Here is a 16,460-nt window from a genome sequence, read left to right as displayed (position 1 = left end):
CGGGCACTGCCCAGCCGGTCCGGGTTAGCCGGGGGCGGGGCGCAGATCAAGGCCCCTTACGCGGGGCCGAGGGGGCGCCAGCCGTAGAGCCAGGCGTAGCGCTCGGTCATCCGGACCGGGCCGAGTCGGCCCATCACCGCGTCGCGGGCGGCGGCGATCAGGGGGCCGGCGTGGTAGACGCGGCCGTTGCGGCGGGCATGGGCCTGGATGGTGCGCACCCGCTCCGCCCGGGCCTTGGCATAATGGGCCAACGCCGCCGGCACCGGCTGGCCGGGGACGAGGCAGGCGGCCAGCACCGCGGCATCCTCGATCGCGAGCGCGGCGCCTTGAGCCAGGAACGGCAGCACCGGATGGGCCGCGTCGCCCAGCAGCGCGATCCGGCCGCGGGCCATCGGGCGGGCCGCCGGCCGGTCGACCAGGGACCAGACCAGCCAGGATTCGGGCCGGGCGAGCAGGCCGGCCAGCGGCGGGGCGGCGTCCGCGAAGGCGGCGCGCAGGCGGGCGGGCTCGCCCCGGGTGCCCCAATCCTCGCTGCCGCTCGCATCGGGCACCACCGCCACGAGGTTGAGCCGGCGCCCGCCATTGATCGGGTAATGCACCACGTGCCGGCCGGGGCCGAGCCACAGACCGGTCTCGTCGGCGAGAAAATCGGGCGGCACCGCCTCGCGGGCCAGGGTGGCGCGCCAGGCGGCCTCGCCGCGGGGGCGCAGGGGCCGCCGGTCGAGGCCGGCCCGCAGCGCGGACCGTACGCCGTCGGCCGCCACCACGAGGTCGACCTCCAGGGTCTCGCTGCGGCCGCCGTCGCTGGCAAGCGCCAGGGTGGCCCGGGTGGCGCTCTCCTGCACGCCTGTGACGGAGCGCCCGACCAGGAGGCGGATGCCCGGACGGCTGCGGGCGGCGTCGAGCAGGATGGTCTGGAGGTCGGCGCGGTGCACCACCCAGTAGGGCGCGCCGAAGCGCTCGCGCATCGCCTCGCCCAGGGCGATCTCGCCGATCGGGCGGGCGGTGGTCAGCGCGCGGATCCGCACCCGGGCCGGCTCGCCGGCGACGCGGCGCAAGGGCAGCCCGAGGCCGAGATCGGTCAGGATCCGGCTGGCATTGGGCGAGAGCTGCAAGCCCGCCCCGACCTCGCTGAAGGCGGTGCGGCGCTCGACGAGGGTCACGTCGTGCCCGCGGGCGCTCAAGCACAAAGCCGCCGTGAGCCCGCCGATGCCGGCCCCGACGACTGCGACGCGCAGGCCCGGCCGGTCCGGGACCGGGCGGGGTCCCGGCAGGTGGCTCGTCGGCCGGTGATCCTGCACCAAGGCCTACTCGGCAGCGAGGCGGGCGCGATCGTCCCAGACGCTCGAGGCCGGGTTCGCCGTGCCGGCCTTGAGGCCTGCGTTGTAGCGATACAGGGTCGAGCAGTACTGGCAGATGATCTCGTGGTCGGCGCCCATGTCGAGGAAGACGTGGGGATGGTCGAACGGCGGCAGCGCGCCGATGCACATGAACTCCTTCGAGCCGACCTCGATCACCGGAACGCCGTCCTGGTTGTGGAAGTGCGGGACCGCCTTGTCTGCCATCGCCTCAGAGTTCCTGGCTTGCGGGGCCTGACGCGCCCCCGGATCTCGGATTCTCCTAGCCGCTCGGGGCCGCCGCGCCTAGGGGTTCGGGCCGGTGGCGCGCATCCGCCGCCGTTTGGTCACGGTCTTGCGACATCGGAGCGCCGCAACCGCGTCAACCACACACGAGAGGATCGCCCGTGACCCGTTTCCTGCCGAGGCTCGCCCGCCTTGCCGTGTGCTTGGCCGCGCTCGGGGCCGCGACCGTGCCGGGCGCCCCCGCGGCCCAGGCCCAGAGCCGCACCGTGGTCGGCGCCGGGGCCGGTGCGGTGGCGGGCGCCCTCGTCGCCGGGCCGATCGGCGCGGTGGTGGGCGGGGTCGTCGGCGCCGCCTGGGGCGAGTCGGGACGGCGCCCGCGCCGCGCCGCCCGCCGGGTGCGGCGCCACCACGCAGCCGCCCCACGGCCGGTGACGCGCGTGGCCCAGCGCGGGCCCGCCGCCGCGCCGGCCCGGCCGCGCGCCTGGGTCGATCCGCGCTGAGCGCGACACCCCGGCTTCGTCCTTGGCTTCGGGACCGGAAACGCCTACATCGAAGCATCCAGTTTCAGCGCCAGCAGCATCTTTCGGGCCCCCGATGAGTCGTGACGAGCAGAGTGCGGTCAAGGATGGCCGCCGGCAGGAGCCGCCGATCCACGGCCCCGAGGCCTTCGAGGCGATGCGCAAGGCCGGCCGGCTGACCGCCGAGGCCCTCGACCTGCTGATGGAGGCGGTGGCCCCCGGCGTCACCACCGAGGCGCTCGACCGCCTCGCCTACACCTTCGCGATGGATCACGGCGCCTATCCGGCCTCGCTGCACTACCGCGGCTACCCGAAATCGATCTGCACCTCGATCAACCACGTCGTCTGCCACGGCATTCCGAACGACAAGCCCCTGCGCGAGGGCGACATCGTCAACCTCGACATCTGCCTGATCGTCGATGGCTGGCACGGCGACTCGAGCCGCATGGCCTATGTCGGCGAGGTGCCCCGCAAGGCGGCGCGCCTGTGCGACATCACCCACGAGGCGATGATGCGCGGCATCGCGGCGATCAAGCCCGGCGGCACCACCAACGACATCGGCGCGGCGATCCAGGCCTTCGCCGAAGCCGAGCGCTGCTCGGTGGTGCGCGACTTCTGCGGCCACGGCCTCGGCCGCACCTATCACGACGCGCCGACCATCCTGCACTATGTCGAGCCGAGCTACAGCGTCACCCTGCGCCCAGGGCAGTTCTTCACCGTGGAGCCGATGATCAATCTCGGCCGCCCGGCCGTGAAGGTGCTGGCGGACGGCTGGACCGCGGTGACCCGCGACCGCTCGCTCTCGGCCCAGTTCGAGCACACGGTGGCGGTGACCGAGACTGGCGTCGAGATCTTCACGCTCTCGCCCAAGGGGCTGGACAAGCCGCGCGACACCGCCGCCGCGGCCTGACGGTCTCGCCAAGCCCGCCACCGCCAAGCCCTCCTTTCGCCAAGCCCTCCCTTCGCCAAGCCCTCCCTTCGCCAAGCCCCGCCATGGCCCGCCCGCCCCGCACCCATCCCGGTTTCGCGGAGGCCGGCGGTTCCGCGCCCGGGGTGAAGGCGCAGGAGGGCAAGGCGCAAGAGGGCAAGACCCCCGAGAGCAAGGCGGAGGAGCCGCATTACCACGGCCACCGCGACCGCCTCCGCGCCCGCTTCGCGCAAGGGGACACGCTGCCGGATTACGAGTTCCTGGAGCTGGTTCTGTTCCGCGCCATCCCGCGCCGGGACGTGAAGCCGATCGCCAAGGCGTTGATCGCCCGCTTCGGCAGCTTCGCCGAGGTGATCAGCGCCCCGGCCGAGCGGCTGCTCGAGGTCGACGGCATCGGCCCGTCGGTCGTCACCGATCTCAAGATCATGGAGGCCGCCGGTCGGCGGCTGGCCCGCGGCGCGGTGGCAGAGCGCACGCTGCTCTCATCCTGGGCCGCGGTGATCGATTATTGCCGGGCCGCGATGGCCTTCGCGCCGCGCGAAGAATTCCGGCTGCTCTTCCTCGACAAGCGCAACCGCCTGATCGCCGACGAGGTGCAGGGGCGCGGCACCGTCGACCACACCCCGGTCTATCCCCGCGAGGTGGTGCGCCGGGCGCTCGAACTCTCCGCCACCGCCCTGATCCTGGTCCACAACCATCCCTCGGGCGATCCGACCCCGTCCCAGGCCGACATCAAGATGACCCGCGACATCGTCGCGGTGGCCGGGCCCCTCGGCATCGTGGTGCACGACCACATCATCGTCGGGCGGGACGGGCACGCGAGCTTCCGCGGCCTGAAGCTGATCTGAGCTCCTACCGCTCCGTCAGCTTCATCTCGATGCGCCGGTTGCGCGCATAGGCCTCCTCGCTCGTCCCGGCATCGAGGGGCTGGAACTCGCCGAAGGCGCCGGCCAGCAGGCGCTGGGGCGGGATGCCCTTTCCGACGAGGTACTGCACCACCGCGATGGCGCGGGCAGCCGAGAGCGCCCAGTTCGACGGGAATTGCGACGACGCGATCGGCCGCGCGTCGGTATGGCCGTCGACCCGCAGCACCCACGGGATGTCGGCCGGGATCTGGCGGTTGAGCTCCAGGATCGCGCTGGCGATCCGGTCGATCTCCGGCCCGGCCTCGGGCTTCAGCACCGCCTGGCCGGCGGAGAACAGCACCTCGGATTGCAGCACGAAGCGGTCGCCGACGATGCGGATGTCGGGGCGGTTGCCGAGGATCTGGCGCAGGCGCCCGAAAAAGTCCGAGCGGTAGCGCGCCAGCTCCTGCACCCTCTGGGCGAGCGCCACGTTGAGGCGGCTGCCGAGATCGGCGATGCGGGCCTGGCTCTCGCGGTCGCGGGTCTCGGAGGCGGCGAGCGCGTCCTCCAGGGCCGCGAGCTGCTGGCGCATCGCCGAGATCTGCTGGGTCAACAGGTCGACCTGGCTCAAGGCGCGGGCGGTGGCGCCCTTCTCGGCGTCGAGCTGGCGGCCGAGCTCGGCGGCCTTGCCTTCCGCGCCCTGGCCGGTGGCGAGCAGCCCTTGCAGCCGCGTCCGCTCGGCCTCGGAGCCGGACAGGTTCGCCCGCAAGCCGGCGGCGGTCTCCTCCAGCGCCCGCTTGCCGGAGCGCTCCAGCGCCAGGAGGTCGGTGAGCTCGGAGAGCTGGCGATTCAGCCGCTCCAGCACCGTGTCGCGGCCCGACAGTTCCTGCGACAGGAAGAACTGGCCGGTGACGAAGATGGTGAGCAGGAAGACGACCGAGAGCAGCAGCGTCGTCAGCGCGTCGACGTAGCCGGGCCAGACATTGAGGGCGCGGTCGCGCCGGACGAGGCGGCCGGCCATCAGGTTCTCACTCCACCTTCTCGCGGGCGAGGCGGTCGAGCACCTGCTTCAGCTCGCGCTCGCGGGCCGCCTGCGCCTCGACCCAGTCGCGGATCATCTGCTGCTCGGCCCGCATGTGCTGGACGAGGCCCTGGATACCCTCGGCGAGGTTCGCCATCGCCTGGGTGCTGGCCCGGCCGTGGGTGGTGCTGTCGCCGACCAGCGTGCCGAGGCGCGTCATCGCATCGGCGACGTCCTTCAGCACCGCGTCGCCCTGCGGCGAGGGCTCGGGCGGGCGCGGTGCGGCCGAGGCGGCGAGCGCCGCGGCGGCCGGGACCGTGACGGGCACCGGCACCGGCGCGGGCGCAGGGCCGGCGGCGGTGACGAGCCAATCCTCCAGCTCGTTGTAGAACCGGGTATGGGCCTGGCCCGCCTGGAGGTCGAGGAAGCCGATCACCAGCGAGCCGGCGAGGCCGAACAGCGAGGCCGAGAAGGCGAGGCCGATGCCGGAGAGCGGCACCGCGAGGCCGCTCTTCAATTCGTCGAACATCACCGCCGCGTCGCCGCCGCCGGCCCGCATCGAGCGGATCACGCCGCCCACCGCCGAGAGCGTGTCGATCAGGCCCCAGAAGGTGCCGAGCAGGCCGAGCAGGATCAGCAGGCCGCCGATGTAGCGCAGGATCTCGCGCCCCTCGTCGAGGCGCGAGGCCACGGTGTCGAGGAGCGGCTGGAACTGCGCCTGCGGGTGCGGCCGGCCGGCCTTCGCCTCGCGGAGCGCCGGCGCCAGCGCGCTCAGCACCCGGGGGGTGCCGGGCTCGGCGGCGCCCGTCGCGGTGCGGTTGGCGAAGCGGACCTCGCGGAAGAGGCGCTGCACCTGCCCGAAGGCCATGATGATGGCGATCAGGGTCGCGCCGAGGATCAGGCCGTTCAGGCCCGGATTGGCCATGAAGGCCGGCACGATCTGGCGATAGAGCACGAAGGCCAGGAAGCCGGCCAGCGTGAGGAACACCGCCATGCGGATGAGGTAGATCCGCGGCGACGTCAGGGGAAGGGTCGCAGCGCTCGCCGCCATCGCGGGCCGTACTCACTGTCGCGGGCGAGGGATCGTCCGCAGGCTGACTGGTCGCTCCCGCTGAACGAAGCCGACGGGAACCGCCGGCACTGTGCCGGGTGCCGCCGGGTCGATCAAGCCGGAGCAGTACGGGGGTTCGAGGGATTCACTCCCAGTGTTGCGGCCAGGTTTCCTCGAGATGGGGCCCGAGGCGGACCGGGCTCACCCGGCGGGCGAGGCCGGTGGCGTCGTCGGTCTCGACCGCGAGGCCGCACAGGGTGCCCTCGCCGGTCGCGGCTTCGAGCCGGCTGCCCGGGGTCTTCTGCAGGAAGCGGCGCACCGGCTCGTCCTTCTGCATGCCGAGCACCGAATCGTAGTCGCCGCACATGCCGACATCCGACATGTAGGCGGTGCCGCCCGGCAGGATGCGATGGTCGGCGGTCGGCACATGGGTGTGGGTGCCGACGACGAGGCTTGCCCGTCCGTCGAGGAACCAGCCGAAGGCTTCCTTCTCGCTCGTCGCCTCGGCATGCACGTCGACGATCACCGCGTCGGCGGCGTCGCGCAGGGGGCAGGCCGACAATTCGCGCTCGGCCGCCGCGAAGGGATCGTCGAGGGGATCGAGGAAGATCCGCCCCATCACGTTGACGACGAGGACCCGGGCTCCGCTCTGGGTTTCGACCACGGTGGCGCCGCGGCCCGGGGTGCCGGGCGGGTAGTTCGCCGGGCGCACCAGCCGCGGCTGGCGGGCGATGAAGACCAGGGCCTCGCGCTGGTCGAAGGAGTGGTTGCCGAGCGTCACCGCGTCGGCGCCGGCATTGATCAGTTCGTCGCAGATGCTCTCGGTGATGCCGAAGCCGCCGGCGGCGTTCTCGCCGTTGATCACCACGCAGTCGAGGCGCCAGCGCTCGCGCAACGCCGGCAGGCGCTCGCTCACCGCCAGGCGGCCCGGCCGGCCGACGATGTCGCCGAGAAAGAGGAGGCGCATGGCGGGAATCAGTCTCCGGTGGGGTGGATGAGGCCCGCCTCGGTCACGATCCCGTCGAGGGGCCGGTCGTGCGGGCCGTCCGGCACGAGGGGGGTCTCCTGCGCCGAGAACGCGATGCCGAGGGCCAGCGTGCGCCCCGTGGCGTCGAGGCGGGCCAGCGCCCGGTCGTAATAGCCCTTGCCGTAGCCGATGCGGTGGCCGCGCCGGTCAAAGGCGGCGAGCGGCACCAGCAGCACGCGGGGCGCGACGGCGGGCGAATCGGGCCCTGGCTCGCTCAGGCCGAAGCCGCCGGCGGCGAGCGCCTGGTTCTCCGCGGCGAGGCGGAAGACCAGCCCGTCGGGCGTGACCTGCGGCAGGGCCACCGCCTGGCCGCGGGCGCGCAAGGCGCCGATCAGCGGACGGACGTCGACCTCGCTGCGGATCGGCCAGTAGGCCGCCACCAGCGCGGCATCGGAAATCTCGGGAAGACCCAGGACCGTCTCGGCGATGCGGCGGGAGGCGTCCTCGCGGACCTCGACCGCCAGCCCGTCCCGCCGCGCCAGGGCCGCCTTGCGCAGGGCGGCCTTGTCCGGGGAGGCGGGGGAAACGTCCGTCGTCATGTCAGTCCAGCGCGGAGCCACGAGAGCCGTTGGAGAATCGATCCCGGGAAACCTACGAAGTAGGTGGGCGCCGTAATGCCCCGGTCCACGGACCAGGGCAGTGACAGCTCCCGAGGGAGTCGATAAGGCCCCGGGGATATGTGTCTCCTGACGAGAACCGCAGCCCCGCCGACCTCATGTAGCGCCGCGGAGGCGGTTGCGAAAGGGGGCGGCCGGGGGGATTTGCGCCGGCGAGCGGAAGGCCGGCCGGATCCTCGGCCCGTCGGTCTTTCCCCCCGCGCATCGAGGCACCATGAGCCCCAAAGCCGTCCTTGCCCCCGTCTTCGTCCAGGTTCTCTTGACCTTCTGCCTGCTGCTCTGGACCGGGCGGGCGCGCTTCGCCGCGGCGCGGGCGGGACAGGTCAAGCTCGGTGACATCTCGCGCGGCGAGCGCAGCTGGCCCGCCCCGGTGCAGCAGGTCTCGAACGCCTTCGCCAACCAGTTCGAGCTGCCGGTCCTGTTCTACGTCCTGACCGGGCTCGCGCTGGCGACGGCCGAGGCCGATCACCTGTTCGTCGGCCTCGCCTGGCTGTTCGTGCTGACCCGGATCGTCCATGCGGGGATCTACGCCACCAGCAACGTGGTGATCCGGCGCTTCCAGGCCTTCCTCGCCGGCGCTCTCGTCCTGATGGCGATGTGGCTGATCTTCGCCGTGCGGGTCCTCCTCGCCTGAGGCGGCTTCTCGCCATCCTGGCGCGAGGAGGGTAAGGGGCCTCTACAAGTGTCTCACGTCAAACTCCCGATCGCCGTCGTCGCACTCTGCTGCGGCGCCAGCGCGGCGGGGGTTTCGTGAGTTCACTCAGTAGCGCGGGGCCCGCGGCGGCGGGTTGCCGTATTCGAGCTGCGTCTTGGCGTCGTAGGGCCGGGGCGGCGGCGGGGTGAGGTCGACGGCCGGCGCCGCCGGGGCGGTGGCGCAGGCGCCGGCCGCCAGCGCGATCAGGCCGGCGAGACTCACGGCGAGGGCGGACGGGATGGAACGACGGATCATGCGAGCGGAACTCCGGCTCTGCGGGTGGAGCGGCCAAGGTGTCGGGGCGGTCGGAGCCGAAAGCTTGGCCGTGATGGGCCGGACCCGCGGCACGAACCTGGCTTTTTCACGATCGGCGGTGTCGCGATGACCCCCGGCGCCCGCCTCTCCGCCGCCATCGAGGTCCTGGCCGACATCGCCGAGCGCCGCCGCCCGGTGGCCGACGCCCTGAAGGATTGGGGCCTTGCCCACCGCTTCGCCGGCTCGGGCGACCGCGCCACCATCGCCACCCTGGTCTACGACGCCCTGCGCCGTCGCGCCTCCGCCGCCTGGATCATGGGCGAGGACAGCCCGCGCGCCGTGCTGATCGGCTCGCTGCGGCTGCAGCGCGGCCTCGCCGCCCAGACCGTCGCGGGTCTCTTCACCGGCGAGCGCTTCGCTCCGGCGCCCCTGACCGAGGCCGAGCGGGCCCGGCTCGAGACCGGGACGCTCAACGAGGCTCCGGTTCACGTCGCCGGCGACGTGCCCGAATGGGTGGTGCCCTCCCTCGCGACCGCGCTCGGCGACGATCTCCTGCCCGAATTGCGCGCGCTCGCCCGCCGCGCGCCCCTCGACATCCGGGTCAACACCCTGAAGGCGACCCGCGAGGGCACGCGCGAGGCGCTCGCCCATCTCTCGCCCGAGCCGACGCCGCTCTCGCCGGACGGGTTGCGGGTGCCGCTCGGCGAGGACGGGCGCGGACCGGCGCTCCATGTCGAGCCGGAATTTCTGGAAGGCTGGTTCGAGATCCAGGACGAGGGCTCGCAGCTCGCCGCCCGCCTCTCCGGGGCGAAGCCCGGCATGACGGTGGTCGACCTCTGTGCCGGCGGCGGCGGCAAGACCCTGGCGCTCGCCGCCCTGATGAACAACGAGGGCCGGCTCATCGCCACCGACGGCGACCCGCGGCGCCTCGCCCCCATCCACGAGCGCCTGCGCCGGGCCGGTGCGGTCGCCGAGGTGCGCACGCCCCGCGGCGGCAAGGGACGGCCCGATGTTCTGACCGATCTCGACGGCACCGCCGACCTCGTCCTGGTCGACGCGCCCTGCACCGGCTCGGGCACCTGGCGGCGCAACCCGGACGCCAAGTGGCGCCTGCGCCCCGGCAGCCTCGCCACGCGGGTGGCGGAGCAGGAAGCGGTGCTCGATCGCGCCGCGCGCCTGGTGCGGCCAGGCGGGCGCCTCGTCTACGTCACCTGCTCGCTCCTGCCGGAGGAGAACGACGCCGCGGTAGCCGGGCTCGCCGGCCGGCGCGACGACCTGAAACCTCAGCCCCTCGACCTGCCGGCGGAGGTCGCGCCCAAGGTGCGCCGCACCGCCCACGGCATCCAGATGAGCCCGGAGCGGACCGGCACCGACGGCTTCTACGTCGCGCTCCTGGAGCGTGGGCCCGCTCGTCCCTGACCGTCGGCCCGGCGCAGCGCCGGTCCGGCTCGGTTCTTTTCTGCCGTGCATCTCCGGCGGCTTGGCTTAGGGTCGGAAAGCCTGAGAGCGGACGTGCCCTGGGGCATGGTCGGGGTCTTCGAGAGTATCGGACGGTCGGCATGGCGCTGCATCGCAGGACGTTGCTCACGGGAGCGGCCGCCCTCGCCCTCGCGCCCGCCGCCGCGCAGGAGAGGCCGGTGGATCAGGACCCCCTTCCCGAGGGAAAGCCGCAGGCGACACCCTTGGGACAGGCGAAGCCCCTGGAGCCCGTGAATCCCTTGGCGCATGACGCGCCGCCCGGGACTGCTCCGGGCGCCACCCTGGAGGTGATGCGGCTCTGGCCCGGCAGGCCGCCGGGGGGCGGGGGCCCCGATCCGGACGGGCCGCGCTTCGACGAGAGCCGCGAGGGCGTGGTCACCGGCGTGGCCGAGCCCTGCCTGCTGGTGATGCGCCCCGCACGCTCGACCGGCACCGCGATGGTGATCGCCGCCGGGGGCGGCTATCGCCGCATCGATCTCGGCCACGAGGCGGTGCCGGTGGGGCGCTGGCTCAACAGCCTCGGCGTCACCGCCTTCGCGCTGGTCTACCGGCTGCCGGGCGAGGGCTGGGCGGTGGGGGCCGACGCGCCGATCCAGGACGCCCAGCGGGCTTTGCGCCTGGTGCGGGCCCGGGCCCGGCGCTACGGCTACGAGACGAACCGGATCGGGGTCATGGGCTTCTCCGCCGGCGGCCACCTGATGGGCGCCGCCAGCACCCGCTTCGCTTCAGCTCTCTACCGGCCCGTCGACGAGGACGACGCGGTCTCGGCCCGGCCCGACGTCGCGGCGCTGATCTACCCGGTCATCACCCTGAAGCCGCCCTTCGACCGCACCTCGAGCCGCCGCGTCCTCGTCGGCGAGAGCCCGACCCGCGTCGCCACCGATGCCTACTCGGTCGAGACCCACGTTCCGCCCGAGACCCCGCCGACCTTCCTGGCCCAGGCCGCGGACGACCCGATCGCGGTCGTCGACAACTCCCTGCTGATGTTCGCGGCCCTCCGGGCCGTCGAGGTGCCGGTGGAGATGCATCTGTTCGAGCGCGGCGGCCACGGCTTCAACCTGGGCGTGCCGGGATCGCCGGCGGCGGCCTGGCCGGGCCTGTTCGCGACTTGGGCCCGGCGACGGGGATTCATCCGGGCGTAAGAGACCGGAATTTCGAATGTTTGCATCCTTCATTTGGCGGAAAGGCCATACTGGTTCTTCCAATCACGATTGACACCAGATCCGGCCCCGCCGCATCATCGGATCCGTGACCGATCTGCCCCCCGACCCGAACCTCTCCGCCCCGCTCGCCCATCTCCAGGGCGAGGCTCCACCGGCCCCGTCCTGGTTCCGGAATGCGGTCGCGGTCGTGCCGGAGACCGGGCGCATCACGGTGAAGGGCGCCCGCCTCGAGACCTTCGCCTGGGGCGAGCGCGGCCGGCCGGGGCTGATGCTCTTGCACGGCAACGGAGCGCATGCGGGCTGGTGGCGCTTCACCGCGCCGTACCTCGCGCAGGATCACCGGGTCGCGGCCCTGTCCTGGTCCGGGATGGGCGGCTCGGACTGGCGCGAGACTTACGACCTCGACACCTTCGCCGACGAGATCGAGGCGGTGGCGCAGGAGGCGGGCCTGTTCGTCGCCGGGACGCCCGTCATGGTGGGGCACTCCTTCGGCTGCTTCCCGATGCTGACCGAGGCGGGGCGGGAAGCGGGGCGCTGGCGCGGCGCCGTGATCGTCGATCCGCCGATCTTCTCGCCGGAGCGCCGCACCGGGCGCCGGCGCGAGGACGGCCGCTTCGCGGCCCACCGGATCTACGCGACCCTGGAGGAGGCGCTGGCGCGGTTCCGGTTCGCGCCGATGCAGCCCTGCGACAAGCTCTACATCGCCGATCTCATCGCCCGGGAATCCCTGAGGGAGGTCGAGGGCGGCTGGAGCTGGCGCTTCGATCCGTCGATGTGGGCGCGCCTCGCTCTGCCGGACCGGGCCGCGATGGTGCGCGGGGCCCGCTGCCCCTTGGCCCTCGTCACCGGCGACCGCTCGGACCTGATGCGCCCGGCCGATGCGGCTTACGTCCAGGGCCTGCTGCCGCCGGGCTCGCCGAGGGTCGACCTGCCGGAGGCCTACCACCACGTGATGGTCGACCAGCCGCTCGCCTTCGTGGCGGCGTTGCGGGCGCTGCTGGCGGTCTGGCCGCAGTGAACCGGCCACGCTGAACCGCCCGCACGAAAAAGGGCGGCCCCGCCGCGCGGGGCCGCCCCCTCAGATCTCGGTCTGCGTCAGAAGCAGCGGCGCACCTTGCGCACCACCACCCGGCCGAACGGGCCGCGCGTGCGGGTCACCTGGACCGTGCAGCGCGGACCGCGGCGGACCACCCGGCGGGTGACGTACTGCGCCTGCTCGATCGATGCGGCGGGCGCGACCGCGTGGCCGGAGACGACCGGCATGGCCGAGGCCGGCGCGAGGCTCAGGCCGGTGGCGAGGGCGGCGGCGATCCCGAGGACGATGGCTCGCATGGCGAGGCTCCCTGTCTGGTGGGTTGGGGGCGCCTCGATCGCTGTTAGCTCATGAACGTCCGGTTAATGCCGTGCACGCGCCTCAATGCCGTGATTGCACCCGGGACCCGCTCCGCGACGCGTTGCGCGCGGGCCGGCCCTCGTCTAACTCATCGTCGCATGACGACCGAGCACGACAAGATCCTCATCATCGATTTCGGCAGCCAGGTGACCCAGCTCATCGCCCGACGGGTGCGTGAGGAGGGGGTCTATTCCGAGATCGTGCCGTTCCAGGCGGCCGAGGCGGCCTTCGCGGCGATGAAGCCGCGGGCGGTGATCCTGTCGGGCGGGCCGGAATCGGTCACGGTCGAATCCTCGCCGCGGGCGCCGCAGGCGGTGTTCGAGGCCGGCGTGCCGGTGCTCGGCATCTGCTACGGCGAGCAGACCATGGCGGCGCAGCTCGGCGGCGAGGTCGAGGGCGGGCACCACGCCGAGTTCGGCCGAGCCGAGGTCGAGATCATCGCCGACAGCGCGCTCTTCCGCGGCGTCTGGCACGTCGGGGAGAAATACCCGGTCTGGATGAGCCACGGCGATCGGGTGACGAAGCTGCCGGACGGCTTCACCACCGTGGCGATCTCGGCGAACGCCCCCTTCGCGGCGGTGGCCGACGAGGACCGCAAGTTCTATGCGGTGCAGTTCCACCCCGAGGTGGCGCATACCCCCCACGGCGCCCTGCTGATCCGCAACTTCGTGCGCGACATCGCCGGCTGCACCGGCGACTGGTCGATGGCCGCCTTCCGCGAGGAGGCAATCGAGCGCATCCGCGCCCAGGTCGGCGGCGCGAAGGTGCTGTGCGGCCTCTCGGGCGGCGTCGATTCGGCGGTGGCGGCGGTGCTGATCCACGAGGCGATCGGCGAGCAGCTCACTTGCGTCTTCGTCGATCACGGCCTCCTGCGCCAGGGCGAGGCCGAGGAGGTGGTGCGCCTCTTCCGCGACCACTACAACATCCCCCTCGTCCACGTGCAGGCCTCGGACCTGTTCCTCGGCGAGCTCGCCGGGGTCACGGACCCGGAGGTCAAGCGCAAGACGATCGGGCGCCTGTTCATCGACGTGTTCGAGGCGGAGGCCAAGAAGATCGGCGGGGCCGATTTCCTGGCGCAGGGAACGCTCTATCCCGACGTGATCGAGAGCGTGTCGTTCACCGGCGGCCCCTCGGTGACCATCAAGAGCCACCACAATGTCGGCGGACTGCCCGCCCGCATGAACATGAAGCTCGTCGAGCCCCTGCGCGAGCTGTTCAAGGACGAGGTGCGGGTGCTCGGCCGCGAGCTCGGCCTGCCCGAGGCCTTCGTCGGCCGCCATCCCTTCCCGGGCCCGGGCCTCGCCATCCGCTGCCCCGGCGAGATCACGGGCGAGAAGCTCGACGCCCTGCGCAAGGCCGACGCGATCTACCTGGAAGAGATCCGCAAGGCCGGCCTCTACGATACGATCTGGCAGGCCTTCGCGGTGATCCTGCCGGTCAAGACCGTCGGCGTGATGGGCGACGGGCGTACCTACGACCATGTCTGCGCCCTGCGCGCCGTCACCTCGGTCGACGGCATGACGGCGGATTTCTATCCCTTCGACATGGCGTTCCTGGGCCGGGTCGCGACCCGGATCATCAACGAGGTCAAGGGCATCAACCGGGTGACCTACGACATCACCTCCAAGCCCCCCGGCACGATCGAGTGGGAGTGAGGGATCGCCACGTCGTTGCGAAGGTGACGCCGGTCCGGCAGCGGGGCATAAGCCGAGAATGCGACTCAACCTCCGGCACCAAATGTCATAGCGTAACGCCTCGGAGATGCGCGCGGCAGGACCTCGCTGCGGCGCGACGGGGCGTGTGACGATGCGGAGTGAAGCGAGCGCGGTCCGCGAGGACGAATCGGATGTGGGCTCCGCTCTCCACGATGCCTGTTCCCGCCTCGTCTGGAACGCGACCGACCACGCCCTGTGCCTCCTCGACCCGGTCGGGCGGGTCGCGGCCTGGAACCCGGGTGCCGAGCGTCTGACCGGCTATCCGGCCGCGGAGGTGATCGGCCGCGCCTTCGCGTATGGCGAATCGCCCGAGGAGAGCGCCGCGGCGCTCGCGGCGGCGCGGGAGGCCGGGCGCTACGAGACGGAAGGATGGTGGCCGCGACGCGACGGCAGCCGGTTCCGCGCCCATACGGTCATCGCGGCTCTGCGCGACGACGGCAACGGGCTCGCCGGCTTCGCCCAGATCATCCGCGACGCGACCCCGCGCGAGGAGGAGGGCAGCCAGTTCCAGGCGTTGGCGCTGATCCTCGACCTCGCCCTCTCGACCATGTCGCAGGGGCTGTGCCTGTTCGACGCCGACGGCAAGGTGCGGCTCCTCAACCAGCGCTTCTCCGCGATGTTCACGGCGGCCGGCGGGCGCGACCTGGTCGGGGCGCCGATCGAGGAGATCTGGGCCCTCGCCTTCGCGGGGCCGGAGGCGGAGGGCGCCGCCCTGCTCGCCGCGGACGAGGCCATGCTCGCCCGCGGCGAGACGGTGGTGGTCCCGACGCCGGACGGGCGGGCGATCGCCCTGGTGCGCCGGGGCGTCCCGGGCGGCGCGTTCGTCGTCACCTTCGACGATGTGACACGCCAACGTGAGGCGGAGCTGGAGATCAGCCGGCTCGCCCATCACGACGCGCTGACCGGCCTCGCCAACCGGGCGATGCTGTGGCGGCGCCTGCGCGAGAGCGCCGCCGACGAGTCGCTTCCGGCCGGCACCGCGCTCCTGTTCCTCGACCTCGACGGCTTCAAGGCCGTCAACGACGATTTCGGGCACCAGGCAGGCGATGCCCTGCTGCAGCAGGTGGCCGAACGCCTGCGCCGGGCGCTGCCGCAGGCCGGGCTGGCCGCCCGGTTCGGCGGCGACGAGTTCGCCCTGCTGCTCCCGGGGATGGCGGGTGACCTGGCGGTGCCGCTCGCCGAGGGGCTGCTGATCGAGCTCGCCCGGCCCTACGCGATCGAGGGCCAGCGGCCGTGCCACGTCACCGCCAGCATCGGCATCGCCTTCGCGGAGGGCGCCTCGACGCCCGACGCCATGCTGCACCAGGCCGATTGCGCCCTCTACGCCGCCAAGAGCGCCGGCAAGGCCGCCTGGCGCTCGTTCACCCCGGAGCTGGAGACCGAGCGCAGCGACGAGGAGCGCCTCGAACAGGATCTCCGGCACGCCGTCGCGGCCGGCCAGCTCGGCGTCGCCTACCAGCCGATCATCGGCCTGGCCCATGGCGGGGTCAGCGCCCAGGAGGCGCTTCTGCGCTGGACGCATCCCGAGCGCGGTCCCGTCCCACCGCGAAAATTCATCCCGATCGCCGAGAAGTCGGACCTGATCCGGACGCTCGGCCTGTGGGTGCTCGACCGGGCGTGCCGCGACGCCGCTGCCTGGCCCGAGCCGGCCCGGATCTGCGTCAACGTCTCGGTGCGCCAGCTCGGCGACGGCAGCCTGCCGCGGGCGGTGGGCGAGATCCTGAGCCAGACCGGCCTCGCCCCGCGGCGGCTCGAGCTCGAGATCACCGAGACGGTGCTGAGCAACACCACCGAGGGTATCGTCGACGACCTGCAGCTCCTCCATGCCATGGGGGTGCGCATCTCGCTGGACGATTTCGGCGTCGGCTTCTCGTCCCTCGGGCGGCTGCGTGCCTATCCGTTCGACCGCATCAAGCTCGACGCCTCGTTCGTGCGCGACGCCGTCGAGCGGCCGGATTGCCGGGCGATCGTCGGCGTCGTGGCCGAGCTCGGCCGGCGCCTCGGCATCGAGACGGTGGCGGAGGGCGTCGAGACGCCGGCCCAGCTCGCGGTGATCCACGAGGAGGGCTTCACCGAGGCGCAGGGCTACCTGTTCGGCCGCGCCGTGCTGACGCCTCCCGCCGCGGCCCCGGCGGCGTGACCCGCCGCCGGGACGTGAGGGCGGGACGCCC

Annotated in this window: 17 protein-coding genes and 1 other RNA gene; 9 read left to right on the top strand and 9 right to left on the bottom strand. The window is 72.8% G+C overall.

Going from position 1 to position 16,460, the window contains the following annotated elements; genetic code table 11:
* Window positions 1–56: 56 nt before the first annotated feature.
* Together DA075_RS31845 and DA075_RS31840 are read right to left on the bottom strand one after the other, a co-directional pair.
* Window positions 57–1,274: an FAD-dependent oxidoreductase gene (locus DA075_RS31845; RefSeq protein ID WP_099957569.1), complete on the bottom strand. Its 1,218-nt coding sequence runs from the start codon at window positions 1,272–1,274 to the stop codon at window positions 57–59.
* 33 nt (window positions 1,275–1,307) lie between these two features.
* Entirely contained in the window at window positions 1,308–1,565 is a 258-nt protein-coding gene (locus DA075_RS31840; RefSeq protein ID WP_099957137.1) for a zinc-finger domain-containing protein, read from the bottom strand.
* Between the two features lie 179 nt (window positions 1,566–1,744).
* On the opposite strand from DA075_RS31840, the gene DA075_RS31835 reads away from it, so the two are divergent.
* The 3 genes from DA075_RS31835 (at window position 1,745) to radC (ending at window position 3,877) form a co-directional block, all read left to right on the top strand.
* Window positions 1,745–2,083 carry a DUF456 family protein gene (locus DA075_RS31835; protein WP_244936701.1) on the top strand — a complete coding sequence of 113 codons (339 nt, stop codon included), beginning with the start codon at window positions 1,745–1,747 and terminating at the stop codon, window positions 2,081–2,083.
* 94 nt (window positions 2,084–2,177) lie between these two features.
* Window positions 2,178–3,011, top strand: coding sequence for a type I methionyl aminopeptidase (gene map / locus DA075_RS31830; protein WP_099957136.1), 834 nt, complete (start codon window positions 2,178–2,180; stop codon window positions 3,009–3,011).
* Window positions 3,012–3,094: 83 nt separating this feature from the next.
* A complete protein-coding gene (radC, locus tag DA075_RS31825; RefSeq protein WP_167456071.1) occupies window positions 3,095–3,877 on the top strand; it encodes a RadC family protein in 783 nt (260 codons plus the stop codon).
* Window positions 3,878–3,881: 4 nt separating this feature from the next.
* Here radC and DA075_RS31820 read toward each other — a convergent pair whose 3' ends face one another.
* The 5 genes from DA075_RS31820 to ssrS form a co-directional block, all read right to left on the bottom strand.
* Window positions 3,882–4,895 carry a peptidoglycan -binding protein gene (locus DA075_RS31820; protein ID WP_099957135.1) on the bottom strand — a complete coding sequence of 338 codons (1,014 nt, stop codon included), beginning with the start codon at window positions 4,893–4,895 and terminating at the stop codon, window positions 3,882–3,884.
* A 7-nt stretch (window positions 4,896–4,902) separates the two neighbouring features.
* Complete coding sequence (locus tag DA075_RS31815; RefSeq protein WP_099957134.1) at window positions 4,903–5,946, bottom strand: MotA/TolQ/ExbB proton channel family protein; 1,044 nt, start codon at window positions 5,944–5,946, stop codon at window positions 4,903–4,905.
* A gap of 145 nt (window positions 5,947–6,091) precedes the next feature.
* Complete coding sequence (locus DA075_RS31810) at window positions 6,092–6,913, bottom strand: TIGR00282 family metallophosphoesterase (protein ID WP_099957133.1); 822 nt, start codon at window positions 6,911–6,913, stop codon at window positions 6,092–6,094.
* A gap of 8 nt (window positions 6,914–6,921) precedes the next feature.
* Window positions 6,922–7,512, bottom strand: a complete 591-nt coding sequence (locus DA075_RS31805; RefSeq protein WP_099957132.1) for a 5-formyltetrahydrofolate cyclo-ligase — start codon at window positions 7,510–7,512, stop codon at window positions 6,922–6,924.
* 10 nt (window positions 7,513–7,522) lie between these two features.
* Window positions 7,523–7,681, bottom strand: a non-coding RNA gene (ssrS, locus tag DA075_RS31800) — 6S RNA.
* Window positions 7,682–7,804: 123 nt separating this feature from the next.
* Here ssrS and DA075_RS31795 point away from each other — a divergent pair.
* The gene (locus DA075_RS31795) at window positions 7,805–8,224 is read left to right on the top strand and encodes an MAPEG family protein (protein WP_099957131.1); all 420 of its coding nucleotides are present in this window, start codon (window positions 7,805–7,807) and stop codon (window positions 8,222–8,224) included.
* A gap of 126 nt (window positions 8,225–8,350) precedes the next feature.
* On the opposite strand, the gene DA075_RS31790 is transcribed toward DA075_RS31795, so the two are convergent.
* Window positions 8,351–8,539: a hypothetical protein gene (locus DA075_RS31790; RefSeq protein ID WP_093568853.1), complete on the bottom strand. Its 189-nt coding sequence runs from the start codon at window positions 8,537–8,539 to the stop codon at window positions 8,351–8,353.
* Between the two features lie 126 nt (window positions 8,540–8,665).
* On the opposite strand from DA075_RS31790, the gene DA075_RS31785 reads away from it, so the two are divergent.
* The 3 genes from DA075_RS31785 to DA075_RS31775 all read left to right on the top strand — a co-directional run bounded on the left by DA075_RS31785 (window position 8,666) and on the right by DA075_RS31775 (window position 12,199).
* Window positions 8,666–9,958 carry an RsmB/NOP family class I SAM-dependent RNA methyltransferase gene (locus DA075_RS31785; protein WP_099957130.1) on the top strand — a complete coding sequence of 431 codons (1,293 nt, stop codon included), beginning with the start codon at window positions 8,666–8,668 and terminating at the stop codon, window positions 9,956–9,958.
* 140 nt (window positions 9,959–10,098) lie between these two features.
* The gene (locus DA075_RS31780) at window positions 10,099–11,160 is read left to right on the top strand and encodes an alpha/beta hydrolase (protein WP_099957129.1); all 1,062 of its coding nucleotides are present in this window, start codon (window positions 10,099–10,101) and stop codon (window positions 11,158–11,160) included.
* A gap of 106 nt (window positions 11,161–11,266) precedes the next feature.
* Window positions 11,267–12,199 (top strand): alpha/beta fold hydrolase, encoded by a 933-nt coding sequence (locus DA075_RS31775; protein WP_210207091.1) that lies wholly within the window; start codon window positions 11,267–11,269, stop codon window positions 12,197–12,199.
* Window positions 12,200–12,276: 77 nt separating this feature from the next.
* Here DA075_RS31775 and DA075_RS31770 read toward each other — a convergent pair whose 3' ends face one another.
* On the bottom strand, window positions 12,277–12,513 hold the full coding sequence (locus tag DA075_RS31770) for a hypothetical protein (RefSeq protein ID WP_099957128.1): 237 nt from the start codon (window positions 12,511–12,513) through the stop codon (window positions 12,277–12,279).
* A 159-nt stretch (window positions 12,514–12,672) separates the two neighbouring features.
* Here DA075_RS31770 and guaA point away from each other — a divergent pair, with 159 nt between their 5' ends.
* Entirely contained in the window at window positions 12,673–14,229 is a 1,557-nt protein-coding gene (guaA, locus tag DA075_RS31765; protein ID WP_099957127.1) for a glutamine-hydrolyzing GMP synthase, read from the top strand.
* Between the two features lie 193 nt (window positions 14,230–14,422).
* On the top strand, window positions 14,423–16,429 hold the full coding sequence (locus DA075_RS31760; protein WP_164712576.1) for a putative bifunctional diguanylate cyclase/phosphodiesterase: 2,007 nt from the start codon (window positions 14,423–14,425) through the stop codon (window positions 16,427–16,429).
* Window positions 16,430–16,460: the final 31 nt, after the last annotated feature.

This window comes from Methylobacterium currus (genome assembly GCF_003058325.1).
Lineage (GTDB): Bacteria > Pseudomonadota > Alphaproteobacteria > Rhizobiales > Beijerinckiaceae > Methylobacterium > Methylobacterium currus.
The sequence above is the reverse complement of the archived record's forward strand: the minus strand, read 5'-3'. Positions and strand labels throughout refer to the sequence as shown.